General features: G+C 67.9%; 21 protein-coding genes and 1 riboswitch. Of the genes, 10 read left to right on the top strand and 11 right to left on the bottom strand.

Translation table 11 applies throughout. The features are described from left to right. Window positions 1-22 precede the first annotated feature (22 nt). The gene (locus H7J86_RS08655) at window positions 23-1,234 is read right to left on the bottom strand and encodes an NADH:flavin oxidoreductase (RefSeq protein ID WP_267290434.1); all 1,212 of its coding nucleotides are present in this window, start codon (window positions 1,232-1,234) and stop codon (window positions 23-25) included. 38 nt (window positions 1,235-1,272) lie between these two features. Here H7J86_RS08655 and H7J86_RS08650 point away from each other — a divergent pair, with 38 nt between their 5' ends. From H7J86_RS08650 to H7J86_RS08635, 4 genes are all read left to right on the top strand, one after another. Beyond that, on the top strand, window positions 1,273-2,121 hold the full coding sequence (locus H7J86_RS08650) for a bifunctional methylenetetrahydrofolate dehydrogenase/methenyltetrahydrofolate cyclohydrolase (RefSeq protein ID WP_267290432.1): 849 nt from the start codon (window positions 1,273-1,275) through the stop codon (window positions 2,119-2,121). 25 nt (window positions 2,122-2,146) lie between these two features. Then, window positions 2,147-2,440 (top strand): DUF3017 domain-containing protein, encoded by a 294-nt coding sequence (locus H7J86_RS08645; protein WP_187098505.1) that lies wholly within the window; start codon window positions 2,147-2,149, stop codon window positions 2,438-2,440. Between the two features lie 110 nt (window positions 2,441-2,550). Beyond that, window positions 2,551-3,153, top strand: a complete 603-nt coding sequence (locus H7J86_RS08640) for a TetR family transcriptional regulator (RefSeq protein WP_267290430.1) — start codon at window positions 2,551-2,553, stop codon at window positions 3,151-3,153. 5 nt (window positions 3,154-3,158) lie between these two features. Next, complete coding sequence (locus H7J86_RS08635; protein ID WP_267290428.1) at window positions 3,159-4,736, top strand: FAD-dependent monooxygenase; 1,578 nt, start codon at window positions 3,159-3,161, stop codon at window positions 4,734-4,736. 33 nt (window positions 4,737-4,769) lie between these two features. On the opposite strand, the gene H7J86_RS08630 is transcribed toward H7J86_RS08635, so the two are convergent. Genes H7J86_RS08630 through H7J86_RS08620 form a run of 3 tightly spaced genes read right to left on the bottom strand, consistent with a single transcriptional unit; the run spans window position 4,770 to window position 7,947 of the window. Next, window positions 4,770-5,501 carry a class I SAM-dependent methyltransferase gene (locus tag H7J86_RS08630; RefSeq protein WP_267290426.1) on the bottom strand — a complete coding sequence of 244 codons (732 nt, stop codon included), beginning with the start codon at window positions 5,499-5,501 and terminating at the stop codon, window positions 4,770-4,772. Beyond that, window positions 5,498-6,610 carry a homoserine O-acetyltransferase MetX gene (gene metX / locus H7J86_RS08625; protein ID WP_267290424.1) on the bottom strand — a complete coding sequence of 371 codons (1,113 nt, stop codon included), beginning with the start codon at window positions 6,608-6,610 and terminating at the stop codon, window positions 5,498-5,500. Before metX ends, H7J86_RS08630 begins: the two co-directional genes overlap by 4 nt. Then, window positions 6,607-7,947: a bifunctional o-acetylhomoserine/o-acetylserine sulfhydrylase gene (locus tag H7J86_RS08620; protein WP_267290422.1), complete on the bottom strand. Its 1,341-nt coding sequence runs from the start codon at window positions 7,945-7,947 to the stop codon at window positions 6,607-6,609. The genes metX and H7J86_RS08620 overlap by 4 nt, the downstream gene beginning before the upstream one ends. A 157-nt stretch (window positions 7,948-8,104) precedes the next feature. After that, window positions 8,105-8,236, bottom strand: a riboswitch (SAM riboswitch). A gap of 330 nt (window positions 8,237-8,566) precedes the next feature. On the opposite strand from H7J86_RS08620, the gene H7J86_RS08615 reads away from it, so the two are divergent. Next, a complete protein-coding gene (locus tag H7J86_RS08615; protein WP_090356125.1) occupies window positions 8,567-10,804 on the top strand; it encodes an NADP-dependent isocitrate dehydrogenase in 2,238 nt (745 codons plus the stop codon). 9 nt (window positions 10,805-10,813) lie between these two features. Here H7J86_RS08615 and ephH read toward each other — a convergent pair whose 3' ends face one another. Further along, the gene (gene ephH / locus H7J86_RS08610; protein WP_267290420.1) at window positions 10,814-11,653 is read right to left on the bottom strand and encodes an epoxide hydrolase EphH; all 840 of its coding nucleotides are present in this window, start codon (window positions 11,651-11,653) and stop codon (window positions 10,814-10,816) included. Between the two features lie 112 nt (window positions 11,654-11,765). Between ephH and H7J86_RS08605 the strand changes: the two genes are divergently transcribed. Beyond that, window positions 11,766-12,563: an exodeoxyribonuclease III gene (locus H7J86_RS08605; protein WP_267290418.1), complete on the top strand. Its 798-nt coding sequence runs from the start codon at window positions 11,766-11,768 to the stop codon at window positions 12,561-12,563. Here the strand turns inward: H7J86_RS08605 and H7J86_RS08600 are convergent. Beyond that, the gene (locus tag H7J86_RS08600) at window positions 12,556-13,608 is read right to left on the bottom strand and encodes a lipase family alpha/beta hydrolase (RefSeq protein WP_372517232.1); all 1,053 of its coding nucleotides are present in this window, start codon (window positions 13,606-13,608) and stop codon (window positions 12,556-12,558) included. The genes H7J86_RS08605 and H7J86_RS08600 overlap by 8 nt on opposite strands. A gap of 79 nt (window positions 13,609-13,687) precedes the next feature. On the opposite strand from H7J86_RS08600, the gene trpS reads away from it, so the two are divergent. From trpS to H7J86_RS08585, 3 genes are read left to right on the top strand one after another with little or no spacing between them, the layout of a single operon-like run. Then, complete coding sequence (trpS, locus tag H7J86_RS08595; RefSeq protein WP_267290416.1) at window positions 13,688-14,713, top strand: tryptophan--tRNA ligase; 1,026 nt, start codon at window positions 13,688-13,690, stop codon at window positions 14,711-14,713. A 19-nt stretch (window positions 14,714-14,732) separates the two neighbouring features. Further along, window positions 14,733-15,761: an inner membrane protein YhjD gene (gene yhjD / locus H7J86_RS08590; RefSeq protein ID WP_267290414.1), complete on the top strand. Its 1,029-nt coding sequence runs from the start codon at window positions 14,733-14,735 to the stop codon at window positions 15,759-15,761. After that, window positions 15,758-16,582, top strand: a complete 825-nt coding sequence (locus H7J86_RS08585; protein ID WP_372517246.1) for a nitronate monooxygenase — start codon at window positions 15,758-15,760, stop codon at window positions 16,580-16,582. Before yhjD ends, H7J86_RS08585 begins: the two co-directional genes overlap by 4 nt. Here H7J86_RS08585 and H7J86_RS08580 read toward each other — a convergent pair. The 4 genes from H7J86_RS08580 to H7J86_RS08565 form a co-directional block, all read right to left on the bottom strand. Further along, window positions 16,573-17,805: a D-alanyl-D-alanine carboxypeptidase gene (locus H7J86_RS08580; RefSeq protein ID WP_267290412.1), complete on the bottom strand. Its 1,233-nt coding sequence runs from the start codon at window positions 17,803-17,805 to the stop codon at window positions 16,573-16,575. The genes H7J86_RS08585 and H7J86_RS08580 overlap by 10 nt on opposite strands. A gap of 80 nt (window positions 17,806-17,885) precedes the next feature. Beyond that, a complete protein-coding gene (locus H7J86_RS08575; RefSeq protein ID WP_267290410.1) occupies window positions 17,886-18,914 on the bottom strand; it encodes an SMP-30/gluconolactonase/LRE family protein in 1,029 nt (342 codons plus the stop codon). 70 nt (window positions 18,915-18,984) lie between these two features. After that, window positions 18,985-20,388: an aspartate aminotransferase family protein gene (locus H7J86_RS08570; RefSeq protein WP_090356107.1), complete on the bottom strand. Its 1,404-nt coding sequence runs from the start codon at window positions 20,386-20,388 to the stop codon at window positions 18,985-18,987. Next, complete coding sequence (locus H7J86_RS08565) at window positions 20,385-20,906, bottom strand: Lrp/AsnC family transcriptional regulator (protein ID WP_170847184.1); 522 nt, start codon at window positions 20,904-20,906, stop codon at window positions 20,385-20,387. The genes H7J86_RS08570 and H7J86_RS08565 overlap by 4 nt, the downstream gene beginning before the upstream one ends. Window positions 20,907-21,021: 115 nt before the next feature. On the opposite strand from H7J86_RS08565, the gene H7J86_RS08560 reads away from it, so the two are divergent. Beyond that, window positions 21,022-22,515, top strand: coding sequence for a gamma-aminobutyraldehyde dehydrogenase (locus H7J86_RS08560; RefSeq protein ID WP_372517231.1), 1,494 nt, complete (start codon window positions 21,022-21,024; stop codon window positions 22,513-22,515). 62 nt (window positions 22,516-22,577) lie between these two features. Here H7J86_RS08560 and H7J86_RS08555 read toward each other — a convergent pair whose 3' ends face one another. After that, on the bottom strand, window positions 22,578-23,918 hold the full coding sequence (locus H7J86_RS08555) for an NAD-dependent succinate-semialdehyde dehydrogenase (protein WP_090356104.1): 1,341 nt from the start codon (window positions 23,916-23,918) through the stop codon (window positions 22,578-22,580). Window positions 23,919-23,934 lie beyond the last annotated feature (16 nt).

Below are 23,934 nucleotides of genomic sequence, written 5' to 3'. Positions count from 1 at the left end.
TTCGGTATCGGCGGCGCCGGGATCAGTGCACCAGGGCGTCGGGGGCGCCGGTCACCACGCAGTGGGTGTGGCTGTAGATGGTCGGCATGCACAGGTTGCAGTGCGTGCACGTCGAACGGACAGAGCTGGGGTCTTCGGCGTCTTTGATCCGATTGATCAGGTCGGGCTCGGCGAGCAGCGCGCGTCCCATCGCGACGAAGTCGAATCCCTCGGCCATCGCCATGTCCATCGTGTCGCGGTTGGTGATACCGCCGAGCAGGATCAGCGGCAGCTTCAATTCGGCGCGGAACAGCTTGGCCTCGCGCAGCAGGTAGGCCTCGCGGTACGGGTACTGGCGGAGGAACTTGTTCCCGGTAATCCGCATGCCCCAACTGATGGGTGGCTTGAACGCGGCGGCGAACTCCTTGATCGGGGCATCGCCCCGGAACAGGTACATCGGGTTGACCAGGGAACTGCCCGCGGTCAGCTCGATCGCATCCAGGCCGCCGTCTTCTTCGAGCCACTTCGCCGTCTGCAGGGATTCCTCGGTGTTGATGCCGCCGCGCACCCCGTCGCTCATGTTCAGCTTCGCGGTGACCGCGATCCGGTCGCCGACGGCCTCGCGCACTGCGCGCACCAGCCCGCGCGCCACCTTGGCGCGGTTCTCCAGGGAGCCGCCGAACTCGTCGCTGCGGCGGTTGAGCAGCGGGCTCAGGAACGAACTGGCCAGGTAGTTGTGCCCGAGGTGGACCTCGACCGCGTCGAAGCCGGATTCGATGGCCAGCCGCGCGGCGTTGGCGTGCGCGGCCATCACTTCGCGGATGTCGTCCTTGGTGGCCTTCTTGGCGAAGCGCATCGACAGCGGGTTGAAGAATCGCATGGGCGCCAGGGCCTGCGCCTTGTTGGTGCGGGAGTTGGCCACCGGGCCGGCGTGGCCGATCTGTGCGCTGATCGCCGCGCCCTCGGCGTGGATGGCGTCGGTGAGGCGGCGCAGTCCCGGCACCGCCTCGGGGCGCATCCACAGCTGCCAGCCGTCGGTGCGGCCGCCCGGGGAGACCGCGCAGTACGCCACCGTCGTCATCCCCACGCCACCGGCGGCGGGCAGCCGGTGGTAGTTGATCAAATCGTCGGTGACCAGGGCATCTGGCGTGGCGGCTTCGAAGGTGGCGGCCTTGATGATGCGGTTACGCAGGGTCACCGGACCGAGCCGGGCCGCGCCGAACACGTCGGTGGACACATTCTGCGGACTGTTCATAGACGGAGCCTGCCACGGCGCCTGACAGAATGGCACCCGTGGGTGCGATTACGTTGGACGGCAAGGCCACGCGCGACGAGATCTTCGTCGATCTCAAAGAGCGCGTCGCGAAGTTGACTGCTTCGGGGCGGACGCCCGGGCTGGGCACGATCCTGGTCGGCGACGACCCGGGCTCGCAGGCCTATGTGCGCGGCAAGCATGCCGACTGCGCCAAGGTCGGCATCAATTCGATCCGCCGGGACCTGCCGGCCGATATCAGTCAGGCCGAACTCGACGCCACCATCGACGAGCTCAACGCCAACCCGGAGTGCACCGGCTACATCGTGCAGTTGCCGTTGCCCAAGCATCTCGACGAGAACGCGGCACTGGAACGGGTGGACCCGGACAAGGATGCCGACGGGCTGCATCCGACCAACCTGGGCCGGCTGGTGCTGGGGAAAGAAGCGCCACTGCCCTGCACCCCGCGCGGCATCGTGCACCTGCTGCGGCGGTTCGACGTCCCGATCGCCGGCGCGCATGTCGTGGTGATCGGGCGTGGCGTGACGGTGGGCCGTCCGCTCGGCCTGCTGCTGACCCGCCGGTCCGAGAACGCCACGGTGACGTTGTGCCACACCGGAACTCGTGACCTTGCCACGTTGACCCGCCAGGCCGACATCATCGTGGCCGCGGTCGGCGTGCCGTACATGGTGACCGCCGACATGGTGAAACCCGGTGCGGCGGTGGTCGACGTCGGGGTGAGCCGGGTGGACGGCAAACTGACCGGCGACGTCGCTCCGGACGTGTGGGATGTGGCGGGCCATGTGTCGCCCAACCCCGGTGGCGTGGGCCCGCTGACCCGGGCGTTCCTGTTGACCAATGTGGTCGAGCGCGCGGAAATGGGCCGATGAGCGCTTGCGCGAAGAGCGGAATGCCATGACGCTCAAGGAATTCGCCCGCAAGGTGTTCGGCGGGCAGTGGCCCATTCTGGCCGTCGGGCTGATTTTCGTGCTGGCCTTCGTGTTGGTGGTCGCCGGCTACTGGCGCCGGGGCGCGTTGGTGATCGCGATCGGGGTCGGGGTGGCCGCCGCGCTGCGCCTGGCCCTGACCGAGGATCGGGCCGGGCTGCTGGTGGTGCGATCCAGGGTGATCGACGTCGCCACGACGGCCACCGTGAGTGCGGTCATGCTGTACATCGCCTGGACCATCGACCCGCTGGGCACCAGCTAGTACCGCGTCGAGTGGCGACTCGGCCCGCGTCGCCCCCACGGCGTGACAACGGTTGATTTTTGCGCGCCGTGCAATATTGCACGCCGTGCAATATTTGGTAACCTGGTGTCATGACCACCACCAAGGGGCTGCGTGAGCGGAAGAAGCTCGGCACCCGCTGGGCGCTCAGCGATGCCGCCCTGGCCCTCGCGCTCGAGCGGGGGTTGGAGAACGTCACTCGTGAAGACATCGCGAACCGAGCCGGCGTCTCGCTGCGGACCTTCAACAACTACTTCGCAGGCAAGTACGAGGCGGTCGCGTTCCGGCAGATCGATCGAACTCGGCAGAGCCTGGCAGTGTTTCGTGAGCGGCCCGCCGGCGAGCCGCTGTGGTTGGCGATCACCGAGGCCATGCTCGCGCCGCTGGAGGCCGAGGGCGTCGTGGACGTGCGGCCGACTCCCGAGGAACTGCTCGTGTTGCGGGACCTGCTGGCCGTGCGAGATCTTCGCGCCGCGCTGACCAAAGACCTGTTCGCCGACTGGGTGCAGGCGATCGCCGAACGCACCGGTACCGACCCGGTCCGCGATATGTATCCGCGGCTGGTCGCCGCAGTGGTCCGGGCGGTCGGCGAGACGGCGATGGAGGCATATGCCAACGCCGATCCGCCGGTGGCCTACACCGAGCTTCTCCGTCGCGGCCTGGCCGAGGTCGCGGCCGGATTGCCTGAGAGATGACGCTGATGTCCAAAACGCAAGACACCGTGGTGATTTCCGGCGCGGGGCCCAACGGCCTGCTGGTGGCCTGTGAGCTGGCGCTGGCCGGCGTACGTCCGGTGGTGATCGAGCGATTGTCCGCACCCGGTGATGAGCCCAAGGCGAATGGCCTCGTCGGACAGGTCGTGCGGTTGCTCGACATGCGTGGGCTCTACCGAACCTTCACCGGATCCGACGAGCCGCCGAAGCCGATGCAGGAGTGGATTTTCAGCGGTATGCGAGTGCCCTTTTCCGGGATGTCGGACAACCCGATGTCTCTGCTGCCGATCCAGCAGCCGCGCCTTGTCCGCCTTCTCGTCGAACGCGCTCACGATCTCGGCGTCGATGTTCGGTGGGGTCACGAGTTGACCGGCGTGGATGCGCATCGCGACGGCGTGACGGTCACCGTATCGACGGCCGACGAGACTTACCGTCTGGACGCCACCTACCTCATCGGAGCCGACGGCGGGCGCAGCACGGTCCGGCGACTGGCGGGCATCGACTTCCCCGGCCATACGTCTGACACGGTCGCGCGGATAGCTCATGTCAGCTTGCCCGATGAACTGCGTTCTGCCACTGGCGGTATCGATGTCCCGGGTTTCGGCAGTCTGCGGTGGGGGCACAATCGTCTGGACACCGGCGGGTTCATTTTCGCCGAGGTGGAGCGCGGCAGGCCCATGGTGGGGACCATCGAGTTCGGTCAGCAGCCCGATGACTCGGCCCCGATGACGCTCGAGGAGTTGCGCGACAGTGTGCGGCGGGTTCTGGGTGTCGACCTGCCCCTCGATGCGCCCGTCGGTGACGGGCCACACGCGCTGCGCCGTATCGCCGGACAGAACACCCGGCAGGTGGATCGGTACCGGGTGGGGAACATCTTCCTGGTGGGCGACGCCGCGCACGTGCACTCCGCGATGGGTGGGCCGGGTTTGAACCTCGGCATGCAGGACGCGATGAACCTGGGCTGGAAAATCGCCGCCGCAGTCCGGGGCGAGGCACCGGCGGATCTGCTCGACACCTATCACAGTGAGCGGTATCCCGTCGGCGAGCGCGTGATGATGCAGTCGATGTCGCAGACCGCTCTCTTCGGCCCGGGAGCCGAGATCGGTGCGCTCCGAAAGCTTTTCCAAGAGATCCTGCAGTTGCCGGGTGTCGGCGCGCATATGGCACACCTGCTGGCGGGCTCGGACGTGCGCTACGACACCGCCGACGGCCACCCGTTGTCGGGTCGACTGGTACCGGATGTGACGCTAGGCGACGGGCGTCGGGTGGCCGAGTTGCTGCACCGGGGCCGTCCGGTGCTGCTCGATCTGTCCGGTGCAAGCGTGGGCGCTGTCGTCGGTGACCTTGCCGATCGCGTCGATGTCGTCGTCTGTGAGACCGACGGCGTCGGGGCGCGAGCGATGCTCATCCGGCCCGACGGCTACGTGGCTTGGGCCGCAGACACTTTCGGCGGGGCTGACTGGGACCGATTGTGCACGGCGCTGCGGCGGTGGTTCGGCGTAACCGTCGCAACACGTCCGGATGCCGGGCGATCTTCGTCCACGATGGGTGAGCGAATCGGCTGATGACCGTTTGGCGCCCACGTGTTCGTCCGGGCGTCAGCCCAGCGTCGCCCGGATGCCCACCGTCACGTAGGGCAGCGCCAGACCGGACGTATTGACCAGCGCGGGATGGGTTTTCAGCAGCTCGCGGACCTGGTCCAGGGTCCGGGTACGCACCTCGGCCGGTGAGGTGATGCAGTAACTGCGCGAGGCCACCAGGTCGATCAGGGCCTGCGGGGTCAGGTAGCTCGTCCACTCGAACTGCGCGCGCTCGATCACCGCGAACGGCTCGGGCAGACTCACCTTCTGCTCCAGGGTGTGATCCTCGTGGCCGATGATCCGGCCCAGATCCTTCACCCAGCCCATCCGCTCGTCGCGGGTGTTCCACACCAGGCCCAGCCGCCCGCCGGGACGAAGCACCCGGGCGATCTCACGCACCGCACGATCGGCGTCGAACCAGTGCCAGGCCTGAGCCACCAGCACCGAATCCACACTGTCATCGGGCAGCGGGATCTCCTCGGCCGTCCCCAGCAGGGCGGGCGTGTCCGGCAGCGACGCGCTGAGCACCTCCAGCATCTCCTGGATCGGGTCGACGGCGATCACGTCGAGCCCCCGTTCGGCGAGCCGGACGGTCAGCTTGCCGGTACCGGCGCCGAGGTCGAGCACCGTGTGTGCGCCCGGCGGCAGCAACCAGTCGATGGCCTCCGGCGGATACGACGGCCGGCCGCGTTCGTACGCCGCGGCTTCCTCCCCGAACGACAGTGACCGGCTGCGCGTGGAATCGGTCATTGCGCCGCGAGCTTCAGCGTCTGCCGGATGAGGGCACCCACCGAGTCCGTCTCGACCAGGAATCCGTCATGGCCGTAGATCGAATCGACGACGTTGAGCCCGGCGCAGCCGGGCAGCAGGTCGGCCAGTTCCTGTTGCAGGCGAATGGGATACAGCCGATCGGAGGTGATCCCGCCGACGATCACCGGCACCTGACAGGACTCCAGCGCCGCGGGCACCCCGCCGCGACCGCGGCCGACGTCGTGGCTGGACAGCGCATCCGACAGCGCCACATAGGTACCCGCATCGAACCGCGCCACCAGCTTCTCGCCCTGGTATTCCAGATAGCTCTGGATCGCGAAGCGGGCGTCATCGTCACCTTGAGCATCGTTGCCGAATCGCGAATCCAGTTCGGCCTCACCGCGATACGTCAGATGAGCGAACCGCCGCGCGATCTCCAGCCCGGCGGTGGGGGCCCGTCCGGTGCCGTGGTAGTCACCGCCCTGCCAGTCGGGATCGGCCTTGATGGCCGCGACCTGGCTGCTCTGCGTGCCGATCTGGTCGGCGGTGGCACGCGCCCCGACGGCCAGTACCAGTGCCGTGCGGACCGTGTCGGGGTGACCGACGATCCACTCCAGCGCACGGGCTCCGCCCATCGAGCCGCCGATCACCGCCGCCACCCGGGTGATACCCAGTGCGGCCAGTGCGGCCAGATCGGCGTTCACCTGATCGCGGATCGTGATGGCGGGGAAGCGCGAACCCCACGGCTTGCCGTCACGGGCCAGTGAGCTGGGGCCGGTGGACCCGCGGCAGCCACCGAGCACGTTGGTCGAGATCGCACACCACCGGTCGGTGTCGATCGGGGCGCCCGAGCCGGCCACCCCGTCCCACCAACCCGGAGTGGGGTGACCCGGGCCCGCCGGACCGGTGACGTGCGAGTCGCCGGTCAGCGCATGCAGCACCATCACGACGTTGTCGCGCTCGGGGGACAGCTCGCCCCAGCGTTGCACCGCGATGGTCACGTCATCGAGCACCGCGCCGTTCTCCAGCGTCAGCGAACCGATATCGACGAGACCGGTTTCGCCTTCGGCCGGCAGGGACACGACGGGGCGGGTGTCTGACACGGTCACACTGCCGCCGCCGTCTGCGCGCCGGCCTTCCGGGCCGCGGCGAAACCCCGTTCCAGATCGGCCAGGATGTCGTCGATGCCCTCGATACCGACCGCCAGCCGCACCAGGCCGGGGGTGACCCCAGTGGTCAGTTGCTCCTGCGGGGTCAACTGCTGGTGCGTGGTCGACGCGGGGTGGATGACCAGTGAACGCACATCACCGATGTTGGCGACGTGGCTGTGCAGCGTCAACGCGTCGACGAAGGCCTTACCTGCGGCGATGCCGCCGGCCAGCTCGAATGCCAGCACCGCGCCGGTGCCCTTGGGGGCGATCTTGCGGCCCAGGTCGTACCAGGGTGAGGTGGGCAGTCCCGCGTAGTTCACCGACGTCACGTCGGGATGTCCGGCGAGGAACTCGGCCACCTGCAGGGCGTTGGACACATGCCGTTCAACGCGCAGGCTCAGCGTTTCCAATCCCTGCGCGATGAGGAAGGCGTTGAAGGGCGACAGCGCGCTGCCCAGATCGCGCAGCAGCTGTACTCGGGCCTTGAGGGCGTAGGCGGGCGCGCCGAGGTCGGCGAACACGACACCGTGGTAGCTCGGGTCCGGTTCGGTGAAACCGGGATGGCGACCCTGGGTCCAGTCGAACGTGCCCCCGTCGACGATGACGCCGGCGATCGCCGAACCGTGTCCGCCCAGGTACTTGGTGGCCGAGTGAACGACGATGTCGGCGCCGTGCGCGATGGGCTGGATCAGATAGGGGGTGGCGATGGTGTTGTCGACGATCAGGGGCACACCGTTGTCATGCGCCACCGCGGAGACGCCGGGAATGTCGAGCACATCGATCTGGGGGTTGGAGATGGTCTCGGCGAAGAAGGCCTTGGTGTTCGGCCGCACGGCCGCCCGCCAGGACTCCAGATCGTCCGGATCGGTCACGAAGCTGACCTCGATGCCCAGTTTGGGCAGCGTGTAGTGGAAGAGGTTGTACGTGCCGCCGTAGAGCCTGGGGGAGGACACGACGTGATCTCCCGCGCCGGCGAGATTCAGGATGGCGAAGGTCTCGGCTGCCTGCCCGGAGGACAGGAACAGCGCCGCGACGCCGCCTTCCAGCGCTGCCACCCGCTGCTCGATGACATCGGTGGTCGGGTTGCCGATCCGGGTGTAGATGTTGCCGGGCTCGGCGAGCCCGAACAGCGCGGCGGCGTGGTCGGTGCTGTCGAAGGTGTAGGACGTGGTCTGGTAGATCGGCAGCGCGCGTGCGTTGGTGGCGGTATCGGGCGACTGGCCGGCGTGCACCTGCTTGGTCTCGAACGACCAGGCGGCGGTGAGGTCTTCGGGGTTGTTCTCGAGTTCGGTCATGAGCGGTTCTCCTGTGCGAAAGAGTGGAAGGGGTGTCCGGTGGGTGACGTCATGGAAGACGGCGGTAACCCGCGAGGGGCTTACCGACTGGATTCACGGACAACAGCACATGGTTTACCTCCATCAGGTCTCCCTACCTCAGGGGCCCGATAGAACGGACCCGCGCTTGCCTTGCGGTCGTTCGGAAACATCCCGACGACTGCTCAACCTGGTCTTCACCCGGAGCACCCCACCGCGGTTGGAGGGTTGCCGGCCAGCAAGCCGGGGCTTGATGCTGGCACTCATGACCGATACAAAGCCTAACTCACCACCTCGGGCGTCGGCCACCGGGTTTGTCGACGGGGTGTGGTAAGCGTGTCGCAGGGCCGGCCCGCGCACATGGGGCAAACACCCCACCTTCGGCCGGGCCACAAGCTACTGGTCAGTAGCCAAGGTTGGCCCCTCACGGCTGCCTGGGCCCTTGTAGTGTTGCCGTCGAGACCTGCCAGAACCTGGAAGGTCCCAGAAGAACAGTGACACGCCAAAGGAAAAGGCGCCCAACACCAAGGGGCACGTCGCTTTTGGGGTCCGTGTCGCACGCCGTATATCTGATACAGACAGTGAGGCCGGAAGAACAACCATGAGCGCCCAGCAGCCGACAATCATCTACACGCTGACCGACGAAGCGCCGCTTCTTGCCACCTACGGTTTCCTTCCGGTGATCCGCACCTTCGCCGACGCCGCCGGTATCGACGTGGCGACGAGCGACATCTCCGTGGCGGCGCGCATCCTGGCCGAGTTCGGTGACTACCTCACCGACGAACAGAAGGTGCCCGACAACCTGGCCGCCCTCGGCGAGCTGACCCAGGATCCCAACGCCAACATCATCAAGCTGCCGAACATCAGCGCCTCGGTGCCGCAGCTGCTGGCCGCGATCAAGGAATTGCAGGGCAAGGGCTACGCCCTGCCGGACTACCCCGGCGATCCGAAGACCGACGAAGAAAAGGCGCTCAAGGACCGCTACTCCAAGATCCTCGGCAGCGCGGTGAACCCGGTGCTCCGCGAGGGAAACTCCGATCGCCGCGCCCCCAAGGCGGTCAAGGAGTACGCCCGCAAGCACCCGCACAGCATGGGCGCGTGGTCGCAGGCCTCCCGGACCCACGTCGCGACCATGAAGCACGGCGACTTCTACCACGGCGAGAAATCGCTGACGCTGGACAAGGCGCGCAACGTCAAGATGGTGCTGACCACCAAGAGCGGTGCCACCGTCGTACTCAAGCCCGAGGTCAAGCTCGACGCCGGCGACATCATCGACAGCATGTTCATGAGCAAGAAGGCGCTGTGCGACTTCTACGAGGAGCAGATCGAGGACGCCTACAAGACCGGCGTGATGTTCTCGCTGCACGTCAAGGCCACCATGATGAAGGTCAGCCACCCCATCGTCTTCGGGTACGCGGTGAAGATCTTCTACAAGGACGCCTTCGCCAAGCATCAGGCGCTGTTCGACGAGCTGGGCGTCAACGTCAACAACGGGCTGTCCGACCTCTACAGCAAGATCGAGTCACTGCCGGCCTCGCAGCGTGAGGAGATCATCGAGGATCTGCACCGCTGCCACGAGCACCGGCCGGAGCTCGCGATGGTCGACTCGGCCAAGGGCATCTCGAACTTCCACTCGCCGTCCGACGTGATCGTGGACGCCTCGATGCCCGCGATGATCCGCCTCGGCGGCAAGATGTACGGCGCCGACGGCCGCACCAAGGACACCAAGGCCGTCAACCCGGAGTCGACCTTCTCCCGGATGTACCAGGAGATGATCAACTTCTGCAAGACGAACGGCCAGTTCGATCCGACCACCATGGGCACCGTTCCCAACGTGGGCCTGATGGCGCAGAAGGCCGAGGAATACGGCAGCCACGACAAGACCTTCGAGATCTCCGAGGACGGCGTCGCCGACATCGTCGATATCGAGACCGGCGAGGTGCTGCTCTCGCAGAACGTCGAAGAGGGCGACATCTGGCGGATGCCGGTCGTCAAGGACGCCGCCATCCGGGACTGGGTCAAGCTGGCCGTCAACCGGGCCCGGCTGTCCGGTATGACCACGGTGTTCTGGTTGGACGACGAACGTCCGCACGAGAACGAACTGCGTAAGAAGGTCAAGGCCTATCTCAAGGACGAGGACACCGAGGGCCTCGACATCACGATCCTGCCGCAGGTCTGGGCCATGCGGTACACCTTGGAGCGGGTCATCCGCGGGCTCGACACCATCGCCGCGACGGGCAACATCCTGCGCGACTACCTGACCGACCTGTTCCCGATCCTGGAACTGGGCACCAGCGCCAAGATGCTGTCGGTGGTGCCGCTGATGGCCGGCGGCGGTCTGTATGAGACCGGTGCCGGTGGTTCGGCGCCCAAGCACGTCAGCCAGCTGGTCGAAGAGAATCACCTGCGCTGGGATTCGCTCGGCGAGTTCCTCGCGATCGGTGCCAGCCTGGAGGACTTGGGCAACAAGACCGGCAACGCCAAGGCCAAGGTGCTGGCCGACACGCTGGACAGCGCCGTCGGAAAGCTGTTGGACGAGAACAAGAATCCGTCCCGCAAGGCCGGTGAGTTGGACAACCGGGGCAGCCAGTTCTACCTTGCGCTGTTCTGGGCGCAGGCGCTGGCCGAGCAGACCGAGGACGCCGAGCTGGCCGCGCACTTCGCTCCGCTGGCCAAGTCCCTGGCCGACAGCGAGGACGCCATCGTGACCGAGCTCAACGAGGTCCAGGGTGGGCACGCCGACATCGGCGGGTACTACTACCCGGATCCGGAGAAGACGGCGGCCGTGATGCGTCCGAGCAAGACGTTCAACGCCGCGTTGGAGGCCGTCAAGAGCTGAGGCTGCCGGTCAGCCCGCCGGCGGCGCCGCGCGCTCGGGTTCGGTGTGTGCGTCGACGAAGTCGGCGATCAGCTCGGTGACGTGGCCGGGCGCTTCCAGCATCGGGATGTGGCCGTAGCCCGGCAGTCTGGTCACGCGGGTGTCGCGGGGCAGATTGTCGAGGAAATAGCGGTGCCCACGCGGTGCCGGGAAGACCCGGTCCTTCTCGCACAGCACCAGGTGCGTCGGCACGCCGACATCGGCCAACTCCAGCAGGCCGGGTAGCCGCAGCGTCTTGATCAGCAGCTGGAAGTACGCCGTGCAGTGCGTGGCGTCCTCGAGGAGCGCGACCATATCGGGACGGCTGGGCCCGTCGGCGGGCCCGCTGACGGGCAGGGTGGCGATCCGCTGGACGAACGGCAACTCCAGGATGCGCGGACCGAGTAGGCGCGCGGCGAGCAGGGCCGGCCCGCCGAGGAGGAATTTCAGCACCGTCTCGTACTTGCCGGGCGAATGCTGACTCCACCCGCCGGCCGGGGCGATCGCGGTCAGGGTGCGTGACCGGCCCCGGCGCTCCAGTTCGAAGGCCACCCAGCCGCCCAGTGAGTTGCCGACGATATGTGCGGTGCGCCAGCCGATTTCGTCCATGCGTCGCTCGATATCGTCGACCAGGGCGACGGTGTCGAGCAGCCAGTTCTGTGCGCGGCGACCGCCACGGTGGCCGATCATGGTGGGCGCCAGCACCTCGAAACGGCCGGTGTCGGCGAGTCGGGTGGCCACCGTCCGCCAGACGTTCTGGGAGCACAGGAACGGGTGCAGCATCAGAATGGGCTCACCCGATCCGAGGTGGATCGGTGTGCGTTCGGTCATAGCGCCCGACCCTAAGGTGATACCGGCGGTACCGCAAGATTCTGTGGGTGCGGTGGTGCCCCCGCCGCGGGGGAGGACCACACCTGTCGGTGGCCTCCACTAGGGTGCTGGCGTGATCGTCACCACCGTCAACGTCAACGGCATCCGCGCGGCCGTCAAGCAACGATCCAGCGAGAACCTCGGCCTGCTGCCCTGGTTGAAGGAATCCCGCGCCGACATCGTCTGTCTGCAGGAGACCCGCGCCGACGACGAGCAGCTGCGCGACGCGCTGGCGCCGGCCCTGGCAGACGGCTGGCATCTGGCGTCGGCGGAGCCACATGTCAAGGGCCGCAACGGTGTTGCCGTCCTGTCGCGGACCCCGTTCACCGATGTGCGGGTGCTGCAGTCAGACGAGTTCGCCGCGCACGGCCGCTACATCGAGGTGGACACCGAGGGTGCCACCGTCGCCAGCGTCTACCTGCCCACCGGGGAGGCCGAGACCGACCGGCAGCTGGAGAAGGAACGGTTCATGGCCACCATCGAGGCCCGGATGGCCGAACTTCTGGGTGGCAACCGCGACACCGTGCTGTGCGGTGACTGGAACATCGCCCACACCGAGAACGACATCAAGGCCTGGAAGGCCAACGTCAAGAAGGCCGGTTTCCTGCCCAGCGAGCGGCAGTGGCTGACCGAGCTGATGGCCACCGGGTGGGTCGACGTGGTGCGCAGGCTGCACCCCGAGGTCGCCGGCCCCTACAGCTGGTGGTCATGGCGCGGTAAGGCTTTCGACAACGACGCCGGCTGGCGCATCGACTATCACCTGGCCGATCCGCGGCTGGCCGAACGGGCGGTGTCCGCCCATGTCGAGCGTGCCGAGTTGTATGCGCTGCGGTGGTCGGATCACGCGCCGGTGACGGTCGAATTCAGCTGACCGGGCAGTGCGGGTCGCCGGGTGCGCTCAGCGCACTGTCGGCGCCGTCGATGGCCGCACGCACCGCATCCAGAACCCGTGGGTCCCAGGTGAGCCCCGTCTGCCAGGGCAGCCCGGCGAGATCGGACACGAAGATGCTGTGGGTGTCGTCGAAGGTGAGGCAGCGCCGGTGCGGCAGCACCCGGTCGCTGATCTCGGTGGCCAGCGCACTCGACAGCGCGACGAGCCCGTCGTTGGGCCACACGGTGGGATTCACCGGGCCCGCGCCCGCCGGTGCGGCGAAGCGGTTGCCGCCGATCAGCGTCACCGGGATCTTGTCCAGCACCCCGGCCTGGTAGTCGTTCCAGCCGTCGGGGCCCATCAGGTAGGCCTGGTTGACCTCGCGTCCCGAGCCGGCCATCAGCCGTTCCACCTCGGCCTTCATATTGTCCATGGCGGTCTCGCAGAAGGTGTCCCCGAGGCAGTCCGATCTCGGGGTGATCCCGTTGGCGTAATCGGACAGATAGGACCCCTGCCACGGGGTCCCGAGGGTCGTCAGCGACCGGATCCGGATGGGTGATCCCAGGCTCTGCAGGACCCGGATGGCCGACCGCGAATACAGCCCGCCCATCGAGTGGCCGACGATGTCGATCTCGTCGACGCCGTAGTGGTCGTGCAGGTGGCCGAAGAATCGGGCCAGATGCTCACCGGCGGTGTCGATGCTGGCGGTCGAGTTGACGGTCATGTTCTCCGGGAGCGTGATCGGACAGTCCCCGAAGGCGCCGAAACCGCCCTGGTCGACGACGGGGCCGCGACCGGCCATCGCCGGCGAGGTGAACACGGTGTAGCCCTGCCCGAGCAGGTAGTGGCGTAGCTCGGTATCGGTGTTTCCGGCGGCCAGTCCGGACGCACAGGCCTGGTCGGCCGTGGTGAACGGGCTCGTGGCGTCCCCGCCGGACACGATGACGACGGCGCGGCCCGCGGATCGCGGTGCGGCGTGGGCGATTCCGATACTGAACGCGGTGGCGAGGGCGAAGACCAACAGGCCGACCAAGAAGCGGTACACGACCCTCCCAAGTAATTGACGGTGGCGCAAATAGTAGTCGGTGCAGTCCGAAATCCGCGCATGACAAAATCAACACATCATGAGTGATTCCAGCAGCTCCGCTCGCCAGGTCGTCTTCTCCGGCGCGCAGCCCACATCGGACTCCCTGCACCTCGGTAACGCGCTCGGGGCGGTCAACCAGTGGGTGAGCCTGCAGCACGACTACGACGCCTACTTCTGTGTCGTGAACCTGCACGCCATCACGGTCGCGCAGGATCCCGAGGTGCTGCGCACGCGCACGCTGGCCACCGCCGCGCAGTATCTGGCCCTCGGGGTGGATCCCGCCAAGGCGACGGTGTTCGTGCAGAGTCACGTGCCCGCGCACGCCGAACTCGCGTGGGTGTTGGGGTGTTTCACCGGATTCGGCCAGGCCTCCCGGATGACGCAGTTCAAGGACAAGTCGCAGAAGCAGGGCGCCGACTCGACCACCGTCGGTCTGTTCACCTACCCGGTGTTGATGGCCGCCGACGTGTTGCTCTACGACACGGCCGTGGTACCGGTCGGGGAGGATCAGCGTCAGCATCTGGAGCTCGCGCGCGATGTCGCCGCGCGGGTCAACGGCCGGTTCCCCGGCACCTTCGTGGTGCCTGAGGCGATGATCCCCAAGGCCACCGCCAAGATCTACGACCTGCAGGACCCGACCGCGAAGATGAGCAAGTCGGCGTCCACCGATGCCGGGTTGATCAGCCTGCTCGACGATCCGAAGAAGACCGCCAAGAAGATCCGCTCGGCGGTCACCGACAGTGAGCGCGAGATCCGGTTCGATCCGCAGAACAAGCCGGGTGTGTCCAACCTGCTGACCATCCAGTCCGCGGTGACCGGTACCGACATCGACAAGCTCGTCGAGGGTTACGCGGGGCGCGGCTACGGCGACCTGAAGTCCGAAACAGCAGATGCCGTAGTCGAATTCGTCACCCCGATCAAGAACCGGGTCGACGATCTGCTGGCCGATCCGGCCGAACTCCAGGCGGTGCTCGCCGCCGGCGCCGAGCGTGCCGGCGAGGTCGCTGAAAAGACGCTGCGGCGGGTATATGACAGGGTGGGCTTCCTGCCGCCCACGCGCTGACACCCGGGGAGAAACCGCCATGGCTGAGCCGGACGACACACCGGGTGTGCTGGACCGACTGCGCACCCGGTTCCCGTGGTTCGACCGCATCATGCGGGCCCAGGAACGCTACGACGACCGCAAGGGCGATTTCTACGCCGCGGGAGTCACCTACTTCACGGTGTTCGCGCTGTTTCCGTTGTTGATGGTGGGCTTCGCGGCCGCCGGCTTCGTGCTGGCCAGCCGGCCACAGTTGATGGCCGATATCGAACTGCGGATCAAGGAGACGGTGTCGGGTGACCTCGGCACCCAACTGGTGCAGCTGATGGACTCGGCGATCTCCTCCCGCGGCACGGTGGGTGTCATCGGCCTGGCCACCGCGGCCTGGGCCGGCTTGGGCTGGATGTCGAACCTGCGCGAGGCGCTCAGTCAGATGTGGGAGCAGCGCACCGAGAAGGACGGCTTCCTGCGCACCAAGTTGTCGGATCTGGCGGCTCTGGTTTCGGTGTTCGTCGCCATGGTGCTCACCATCGCGCTGACCGCGCTGGCCAACAAGTCGGTGATGACGCGGGTGCTGGATTGGGTGGGGCTGCACGACATCACGACGCTGGGCCGGCTGCTGGGCGCGGTGTCCTGGTTGCTCTCGGCGCTGGTGTCCTGGCTGCTGTTCACCTGGATGATCGCCCGGCTGCCGCGTGAGCCGGTCGCCTTCCGCGGCTCGGTGCAGGGCGGGCTGCTGGCTGCGGTGGGATTCGAGATCTTCAAACAGGTCGGGTCGATCTACCTGGGCTCGGTCATGCACGGCCCGGCCGGCGCCACCTTCGGTCCGGTGCTCGGTCTGATGGTGTTCGCCTACGTGACCGCCCGGCTCATCCTGTTCGCCACCGCGTGGGCGGCGACATCGGCGGAGAGCATGTTGCTGGTGCCGGTGGGACCGCCCGGTCCGGCGGCCATCGCCCCTCGGGTGCAGGTGCGCGAGGGAGTCGGAGTCCGCGGTGCGGTGGCCGCGTTCGCGGCGGGAGCGATCGGGGCGTTCGGCCTTTCGCGATGGCGCCGCCGCTCGCGATGACACCGGCCCAGGCATGGTGCGAGGCCATGGGGATCGCGGTGCCGATCGTGAACGCCCCGATGGGCGGCGTGGCCGGCGGGCGGTTGGCCGCCGCGGTGTCGAGAGCCGGCGGGTTGGGGATGATCGGCATGGGCAGCGCGGCCACCCCGGATGCGGTGCGCCGGGAGCTTGCCGAGCTGGGCGACCACGACGGCCCGTTCGGTGTCGGGCTGGTGCACTGGGTGATGTCCGAGCAGCCCGAACTGTTCGAGATCGCGGTGGCGGCGCGGCCCACACTGCTCGCGGTGAGTTTCGGAGATGACTGGTCCTGGGTGGCCGACGCGCACGCCGCAGGAGTCCGGGTGTGCGCCCAAGTGGCGCATCGGGGCGCCGCCGAGCGCGCGGTGGCTGCCGGGGTGGATGTCCTGGTGGCCCGGGGCGCCGAGGGCGGGGGCCACGGCGAACCGCTGTCGGCGACCCGGGTGGTACTCGCCGACGTCGTCGACGCCGTCGATGTCCCGGTGCTGGCCGCCGGGGGTATCGGCTCGGCCGCCGCGGTGTCCGCCGCACTGACCGCCGGGGCGGCCGGGGTGTGGGTGGGGACGGCGTTCACGGTGTGCCACGAGGCGCTGACGCCGCCGCGGGCCCGTGTCGAATTGCTGGCGGGCAGCGAGACCGAACTCACCCGGGAATTCGATATCGCCGCCGGATACCGTTGGCCGGCAACCATTCCCGAGCGCGTGCTGCGCGGTTCGGCGGTCAACGCCGGTCAGGGCGTCGGCGAACTGCGGGAGGAGCTCGGGGCGGCGGAGGTGGTGGCCCGGCTGGCGGGTCAGGCCTGAGGCCGGCGGTTCATCGACCGGGCGGCCATGATCAGCGCGAAGACGATGATCGCGCCGACCAGGCCGACACCCACCCGCACCGGCACGGCGTCGGCGGGCGGTAGCGCGGTGGCCGCCACGGCGGTGGGATCCGGCGTGTCCTGCTTGGCCTTGGCCAGCAGGGAGGGGTCGGGCTCGATCAGCTTGCCGACCTTGGTGCCCGGTGCCGTGGCGAAGCCGTAGTCGAGAAGGTGCGCGGCCTGCTCCCAGGGCGCGATGGGTTCGCGGGTGCCGCGCAACAGCACCGCGACCAGGCGGCGGCCGTCCCGGTTGGCGGCGCCGACGAAGGTCTGGCCGGCATCGTCGGTGTAGCCGGTCTTGCCGCCGAGGGCGCCCGGGTAGTTGTAGAGCAGTTTGACGTCGTTCTCCAGGTCGTAACCGGGATGGTCGTGGTCCTCGCCCGGGCGGGCCGGGTGCCCGGGGAACGGGTACTTCTCGGTGGCCACGACGCGTGCGAAGGTGTCGTTTTGCCAGGCGTAGCGGTAGAACAGGGCGATGTCGTAGGCCGAGGTGCTCATGCCCGGTCCGTCCAGACCCGACGGTGTGGCGGCGCGGGTGTCCCGGCCGCCGAGCTTGTTGGCCAGCGTGTTGATTTTCTGCAGGGCGGTGTCCATGCCGCCGACCTGCACTGCCAGCGCGTGCGCGGCGTCGTTGCCGGAGTGCATCAGCAGGCCGTGCAGCAGGTCGTTGACGCTGTACCGCCCGCCCTCGTCGACGCCGACCCGGGTGCCCTCGGCGGCCGCGTCGTCGGAGGTACCGACGACCTGACGGTTCAGCGGGAGCTCGTTGATCGCCTGCATCGCGATCAGCACCTTGATGATGCTGGCGGGGCGGTGCCGGCCGTGCGGGTCCTTGGCGGCGATGACATCGCCGGTATCGAGATCGGCGACCACCCAGGCCTCGGCCGAGATGTCGTTGGGCAGGGGCGGGGTGTCGGGTGCCACGACGACTCCACAGTTGCCCATGGCGTCCCCGCCCAGCGGGGTGGCGGGCACGGGCAGCGGGGCCGGCGGGTCGCCCGCCTTGGGTACCTCGGATGAGTCCACGGCGGGTGGGGTCGTCACCCGGAACGGGCAGGGATCGGACGGGCCGGGCTCGGCGTGTGCCAGGGCCGGTCCGACGGCCAGGAAAAGCGCTGCAGCCAGGGCTGCAGCGCGGTGGAGCGGGGTTTTCGTGGTCGCCATCGTGACAGCAGATTAGGTGACGACGGCACCGATCTCGAGGAGCCGCGCTGTGACTGGTGGGGTTTAAGTTACAAAGGTGACTACTTCGGCAGGGCGCAATGTGCGAGCGCAGCCGAGCCGATGGTGCTCAGCCACAGCCGGCCGTCCCGCTCGATCAGTCCGGTGACCTGACCGAACCGCGGGTGGCGACCGTGGATGCCGGCCACCGGGGCGCCCGAGTCCGCGTCGAAGGCCACCGCCCACACTTCCGAGGGCATCTGGGGCTGCAGGGCCGCGGGCAGTTTCCACACCACCCTGCGCAGCACCGGCGGCCGGGCGGCCAGCCAATCGGCGGGCTTGTTCACCGGGCAGACCAGCGCCACCCAGATCCGGCCGTCGGCGCCGGTGCAGATGTTGTCCGGCATGCCCGGCAGGTGCTGTACCAGCGGGGTGACGGTGCCGGACTGCGGACCGGTCAGCCAGTACTTCGACAGTCTGCGGGCCTGCGTCTCGGCGAACACCAGCGCCGAACCGTCGGCGGTGACCGTGAGCCCGTTGGCGAAATAGAGTCCGCCGGCCACGGTGTCGACGGTGCCGTCGTTGTTCAGCCGGTACAGGCCGCCGGTGCCGCGCGCGTCCATGATCGCGGCCCTGAACCACTCGTAGTGGTAGTCGCTGGTGGACTCGGTGAAATAGATTGTGCCGTCGCCTGTTTCGGTGACGTTGGAACAGAACCGCAGGGGTCGGCCGCGCGGCGCGGAGCCGACGCCATCGACTGGGACCGTCCGGGTGAGCGTGGTCAGCTCGCCGGTGCCGGGGTCCAAGGCCAGCAGCCCGCGGTGGCTGTCGCAGACCAGGATCCGGCCGTCGCGGGCGACGTGCATGCCCAGTGGCCGCCCGCCGGTGTCGGCGACGACGGTCGCGGCCCCGTCGGGGTCCAGGCGCACGATGCGGCCGTCGGTCAAACCGGTCCACAGCCGGCCCTGGGCATCGGTCACCACATCTTCGGGTCCGGGTCCGGGCACCGGCACGAGGGTGAGCTCGGGGAGCGGGTAGTCGGGCAGCGGGTCCACCGGCGGCGGCTGCCAGCGGACGGGATGGATGGCGGGTTTCTCGACAGCGGCCGACACCTCACCGACGGTAGTCCGCAGACGGCGACGGCCGGGCGGTTTCCCGCCCGGCCGTCGTGACGTCGGTGATCTAGAGCAGGCGACCGGCCTCGCTCAGCACCCCGTGCAGGATGTCGTAGATCGCGTCGAACTCCTTCTGCCCGCTGATCAGCGGGGGAGCCAGCTGCACCACCGGGTCGCCACGGTCGTCGGCGCGGCAGTACAGGCCCGCCTCCCACAGCGCGGGGGTCAGGAAACCGCGCAGCAACCGCTCGGACTCTTCGTCGTTGAACGTCTCCTTGGTGGTCTTGTCCTTGACGAGTTCGATGCCGTAGAAGAAGCCCTCACCGCGGACATCGCCGACGATGGGCAGGTCGTACAGCTTCTCCAGGGTGGCCTTGAACGCCGGGGCTTGCTGCTTGACGTGGGCGTTGATGCCCTCGCGCTCGAAGATGTCGAGGTTGGCCAGCGCCACCGCCGACGAGACCGGATGCCCGCCGAAGGTGTAGCCGTGCCCGAACACCGTCTTGCCGTCGTTGAACGGCTCGAACAGCCGGTCGCTGGCGATCATCGCGCCGATCGGCGAGTAACCCGACGTCAAACCCTTTGCGCTGGTGATGATGTCGGGAACGTAACCGAGATCGTCGCAGGCGAACATGGAACCGATGCGGCCGTAGGCGCAGATCACCTCGTCGGACACCAGCAGCACGTCGTACTCGTCGCAGATCTCGCGGACCCGCTCGAAGTATCCCGGCGGAGGCGGGAAGCAACCGCCGGCGTTCTGCACCGGCTCCAGGAACACCGCGCACACCGTGTCTGGACCCTCGAACTCGATGGCCTCGGCGATCCGGTCGGCGCAGTACCGCCCGAACGCCTTCTCGTCGTGCGCGTAGGCCTCCGGCGCCCGGTAGAAGTTCGTGTTCGGTGCGCGGAAGCCACCCGGGGTGAGCGGTTCGAACGGCTCCTTGAAGGCGGGAATGCCGGTGATCGCCAGCGCGCCCTGCGGGGTGCCGTGGTAGGCGATCGCCCGCGAAACCACCTTGTGCTTACCGGGTTTGCCGGTGAGCTTGAAGTACTGCTTGGCCAGCTTCCAGGCGCTCTCCACCGCTTCGCCACCACCGGTGGTGAAGAAGACCCGGTTCAGGTCACCCGGCGCGTAGTGCGCCAGCCGTTCGGCCAGCTCGATGGCCGTCGGGGTGGCATAGGACCACAGCGGGAAGAAGGCCAGCTGTTCGGCCTGCTTTGCGGCGGCCTCGGCCAGTTCGGTGCGCCCGTGCCCGACCTGGACCACGAACAGGCCCGAGAGCCCGTCGATATAACGGCGGCCCTGGTCGTCGAAGATGTGGACGCCCTCACCGCGGGTGATGATGGGTGGGGTGATATCGGCACCGTGCCGGGCGAAATGCCCCCACAGGTGGCGCTTGGCCTTGGCGGCCAGATCGGCGGAAAGTGCCGTGTCGTTGGAAAAGGATTGTGCTACATCGGTTGTTGTCATCGCGTGCCCCAGTTGTATTGCTGTTTGACAAGTTTGAGATAGACAAGAGTCTCGGTTGATATCACCCCTGGAACGGCACGGATCTTGGTGTTGAGCAGGTCGAGTAGATCGCCGTCGTCCTCGCAGACCACCTCGACGATGGCGTCGAAGGTTCCGGCGGTGAGCACCACGTAGTCCACGGACTCGATGGCTGAGAGCTTTTCGGCGACCTTGGTGGTGTCGCCCGTGCAGCGGATGCCGATCATGGCCTGGCGCGCGAAGCCCAGCTGCATGGGGTCGGTCACGGCGACGATCTGCATGACGCCGGCATCGACCATCCGCTGGACGCGCTGGCGCACCGCGGCCTCCGACAGGCCGACGGCCTTGCCGATGCCCGCGTACGAACGTCGGCCGTCCTGCTGCAGCTTCTCGATGATCGACTTGGACAGCTCGTCGAGCTGGAATGCCGCGCCTGGCCGGGAGTGGTTGATTCGCAGGGAGACGGCGGAGGCGCCGGGCTGTGAATCTGGGTTCGACATGCTGACGATTGTGCACGGAATCCGTAGTTTGAGGCAACCATTTCGATTAAATCGCGCGTTTCCGGTGTCCTCGACCGGTGGAATGCGCAGCAGTCCTCGGGTAGCGTGGTGCTCCGTGGCCCTCACTGAAACCTCTGTTGTCGCTGGTAGCTGGATCAACGGCGAGGCGGTGAAGACCGGCGGTCAGCCCTTCGCGGTGATCAGCCCGGCCACCGGTGAGGTGGTGTCGACGTATGCGCTGGCCACTCCCGCGGATGTGGACGCCGCCGTTGCCGCCGCGCGCGCCGCGCAACCGGGCTGGGCCAAGGCAGCCCCCGTCGAGCGGGCCGGCGTGCTGGCAAAGCTCGCCGAACTGATGGAGGCCAACGCGGCGACGTTCATCGCCGAGGAAGTGGCCCAGTGCGGCAAGCCGGTACGGCTGGCCACCGAGTTCGACGTCCCGGGCAGTGTCGACAACGTGGCGTTCTTCGCCGGTGCGGCGCGGCATCTGGAAGGCAAAGCCAGTGCCGAGTATTCGGCCGACCACACCTCCAGCATCCGCCGCGAGGCCGTCGGCGTGGTGGCCACCATCACGCCGTGGAACTATCCGCTGCAGATGGCGGTGTGGAAGGTCATCCCGGCGCTGGCCGCGGGCTGTGCCGTCGTCATCAAACCCGCCGAGATCACCCCGTTGACCACCCTCACGTTGGCCCGTATCGCCGCAGAGGCCGGCCTGCCCGCCGGGGTGCTCAACGTCGTCACCGGGTCGGGCGCCGATGTCGGCACGGCGTTGGCCGGGCACCGTGACGTCGACGTCGTGACCTTCACCGGGTCGACGGCCGTGGGCCGCAAGGTGATGACCGCCGCGGCCGCACACGGACACCGCACCCAGTTGGAACTCGGCGGCAAGGCGCCGTTCGTCGTGTTCGACGATGCCGATCTCGACGCCGCGATCCAGGGCGCGGTCGCCGGGGCACTGATCAACACCGGCCAGGACTGCACGGCGGCCACCCGCGCGATCGTGGCCCGCGACCTCTACGACGACTTCGTCGCCGGGGTGGCCGAGGTGATGAGCAAGATCGTGGTCGGCGACCCGCACGATCCCGACACCGATCTGGGCCCGCTGATCACCACCGCACACCGGGACAAGGTGGCCGGTATGGTCTCGCGGGCGCCCGACCAGGGCGGCCGCGTCGTCACCGGCGGCGTCATCCCCGACCTGCCCGGCTCGTTCTACCGTCCGACGCTGATCGCCGATGTCGCAGAGGATTCCGAGATCTACCGGGACGAGATCTTCGGGCCCGTGCTGACGGTGCGCGCCTTCACCGATGACGACGACGCGCTGCGTCAGGCCAATGACACCGATTACGGGCTGGCCGCCTCGGCGTGGACCCGCGACGTCTACCGCGCCCAGCGCGCGTCGCGTGAGATCGACGCTGGCTGCGTGTGGATCAACGACCACATCCCGATCATCTCGGAGATGCCGCACGGCGGCGTCGGGGCGTCCGGGTTCGGCAAGGATATGAGCGACTACTCCTTCGAGGAGTACCTCACCATCAAGCACGTGATGAGCGATATCACCGGCGTGGCCGAAAAGGGCTGGCACCGGACCATTTTCACGAAGCGCTGACCCGCGATTTGTGCACGTTTACCGGCGCTCGACGCCGGTAAACGTGCACAAATCACTCGAGATCAGCCGATGCGGATCAGCTTCTTGTTGACGAACTCGTCGATTCCGAAGCGGCCCAGTTCGCGGCCGAAGCCGGAACGCTTGACCCCGCCGAACGGCAGCTCGACACCTTCGGCGCCAACCGCGTTGACGAACACCATGCCGGCCTCGATCTTGTCGGCGACCCGGGCGGCCTGCGCGTCGTCGGTGGTGTAGACGTACGAGCCCAGGCCGAACGGCGTGTCATTGGCCAGTTCGACGGCCGCGTCCTCGTCGGCGACCTTGTACACCGACGCCACCGGACCGAAGAGCTCCTCGCGGTAGTCGGCGGGCACGTTGGTGAGCACACCCGGTGGGTAGAACGCTCCCTTGCGGCTGCCGTTGGTGGTCAGCTCGGCGCCGGCATCGACGGCCCGGTTCACCTGCTCCTCCAGCCGCTCGGCCGCGGCCACCGACGAAAGTGGGGCCAGCCCTTCGGATTTCGCGAGCACCTTCGCGGTGAACTTGTCGAGGAAGGCGTCGTACACCGATTCGGCGACGATGATGCGCTTGGCGGCGTTGCAGGCCTGGCCGGTGTTCTCGAAGCGGCCGTCGACCGCGGCCTCCACCGTGGCGTCGAGGTCGTCCGAGCTCAGCACGATGAACGGATCCGAGCCGCCGAGTTCGAGCACCACCTTCTTGAGGTTGCGTCCGGCGATCTCGGCCACCGCCGCGCCGGCCCGCTCGGAGCCGGTCAGCGACACCCCTTGGATGCGCGGGTCGGCGATGATCCCGGCGATCTGTTCGTTGGTGGCGTAGATGTTGACGTAGGCGCCTTCGGGATAACCGGCGTCGGTGAAGATCTGCTGCAACGCCGCGGCGGACTCGGGGCACTGCGGGGCGTGCTTGAGCACGATCGTGTTGCCCAGCGTCAGGTTCGGTCCGGCGAACCGGGCCACCTGGTAGTACGGATAGTTCCAGGGCATGATGCCCAGCAGCACGCCCACCGAGCTACGGCGGATCAGCGCCGACCCGTCGCCGTCGAGCAGCGTGATCGGCTCGTCGGCGAGGAACTTCTCGGCGTTGTCCGCGTAGTACTCGTAGATCGATGCGCTGAACTCGACCTCGCCCACGGACTGGTCCAGGGGCTTGCCCATCTCGCGCTGAATGATGCGCGCCAGCTCGTCTTTTCGCTCGACGTGCAGTTCGGCCACCCGGCGGATCAGCGCGGCGCGGTCGGCGACGGTGCTGGTGCGTGACCATTCGCGGTGGGCTTTGGCCGCGGCTGCCACGGCCGCCTCGATCTGGGCATCGGTGGCGGTCGGGTATTCCTTCACCAACTCGCCGGTCGAGGGGTCGACGACCGCGTACAGCGTCGTGCTCATTGCTGGTGGCTCCTTC

This window comes from Mycobacterium hackensackense, assembly GCF_025822555.1.
In the GTDB taxonomy this organism is placed as follows: Bacteria; Actinomycetota; Actinomycetes; order Mycobacteriales; family Mycobacteriaceae; genus Mycobacterium; species Mycobacterium fluoranthenivorans.
The sequence above is the reverse complement of the archived record's forward strand: the minus strand, read 5'-3'. Positions and strand labels throughout refer to the sequence as shown.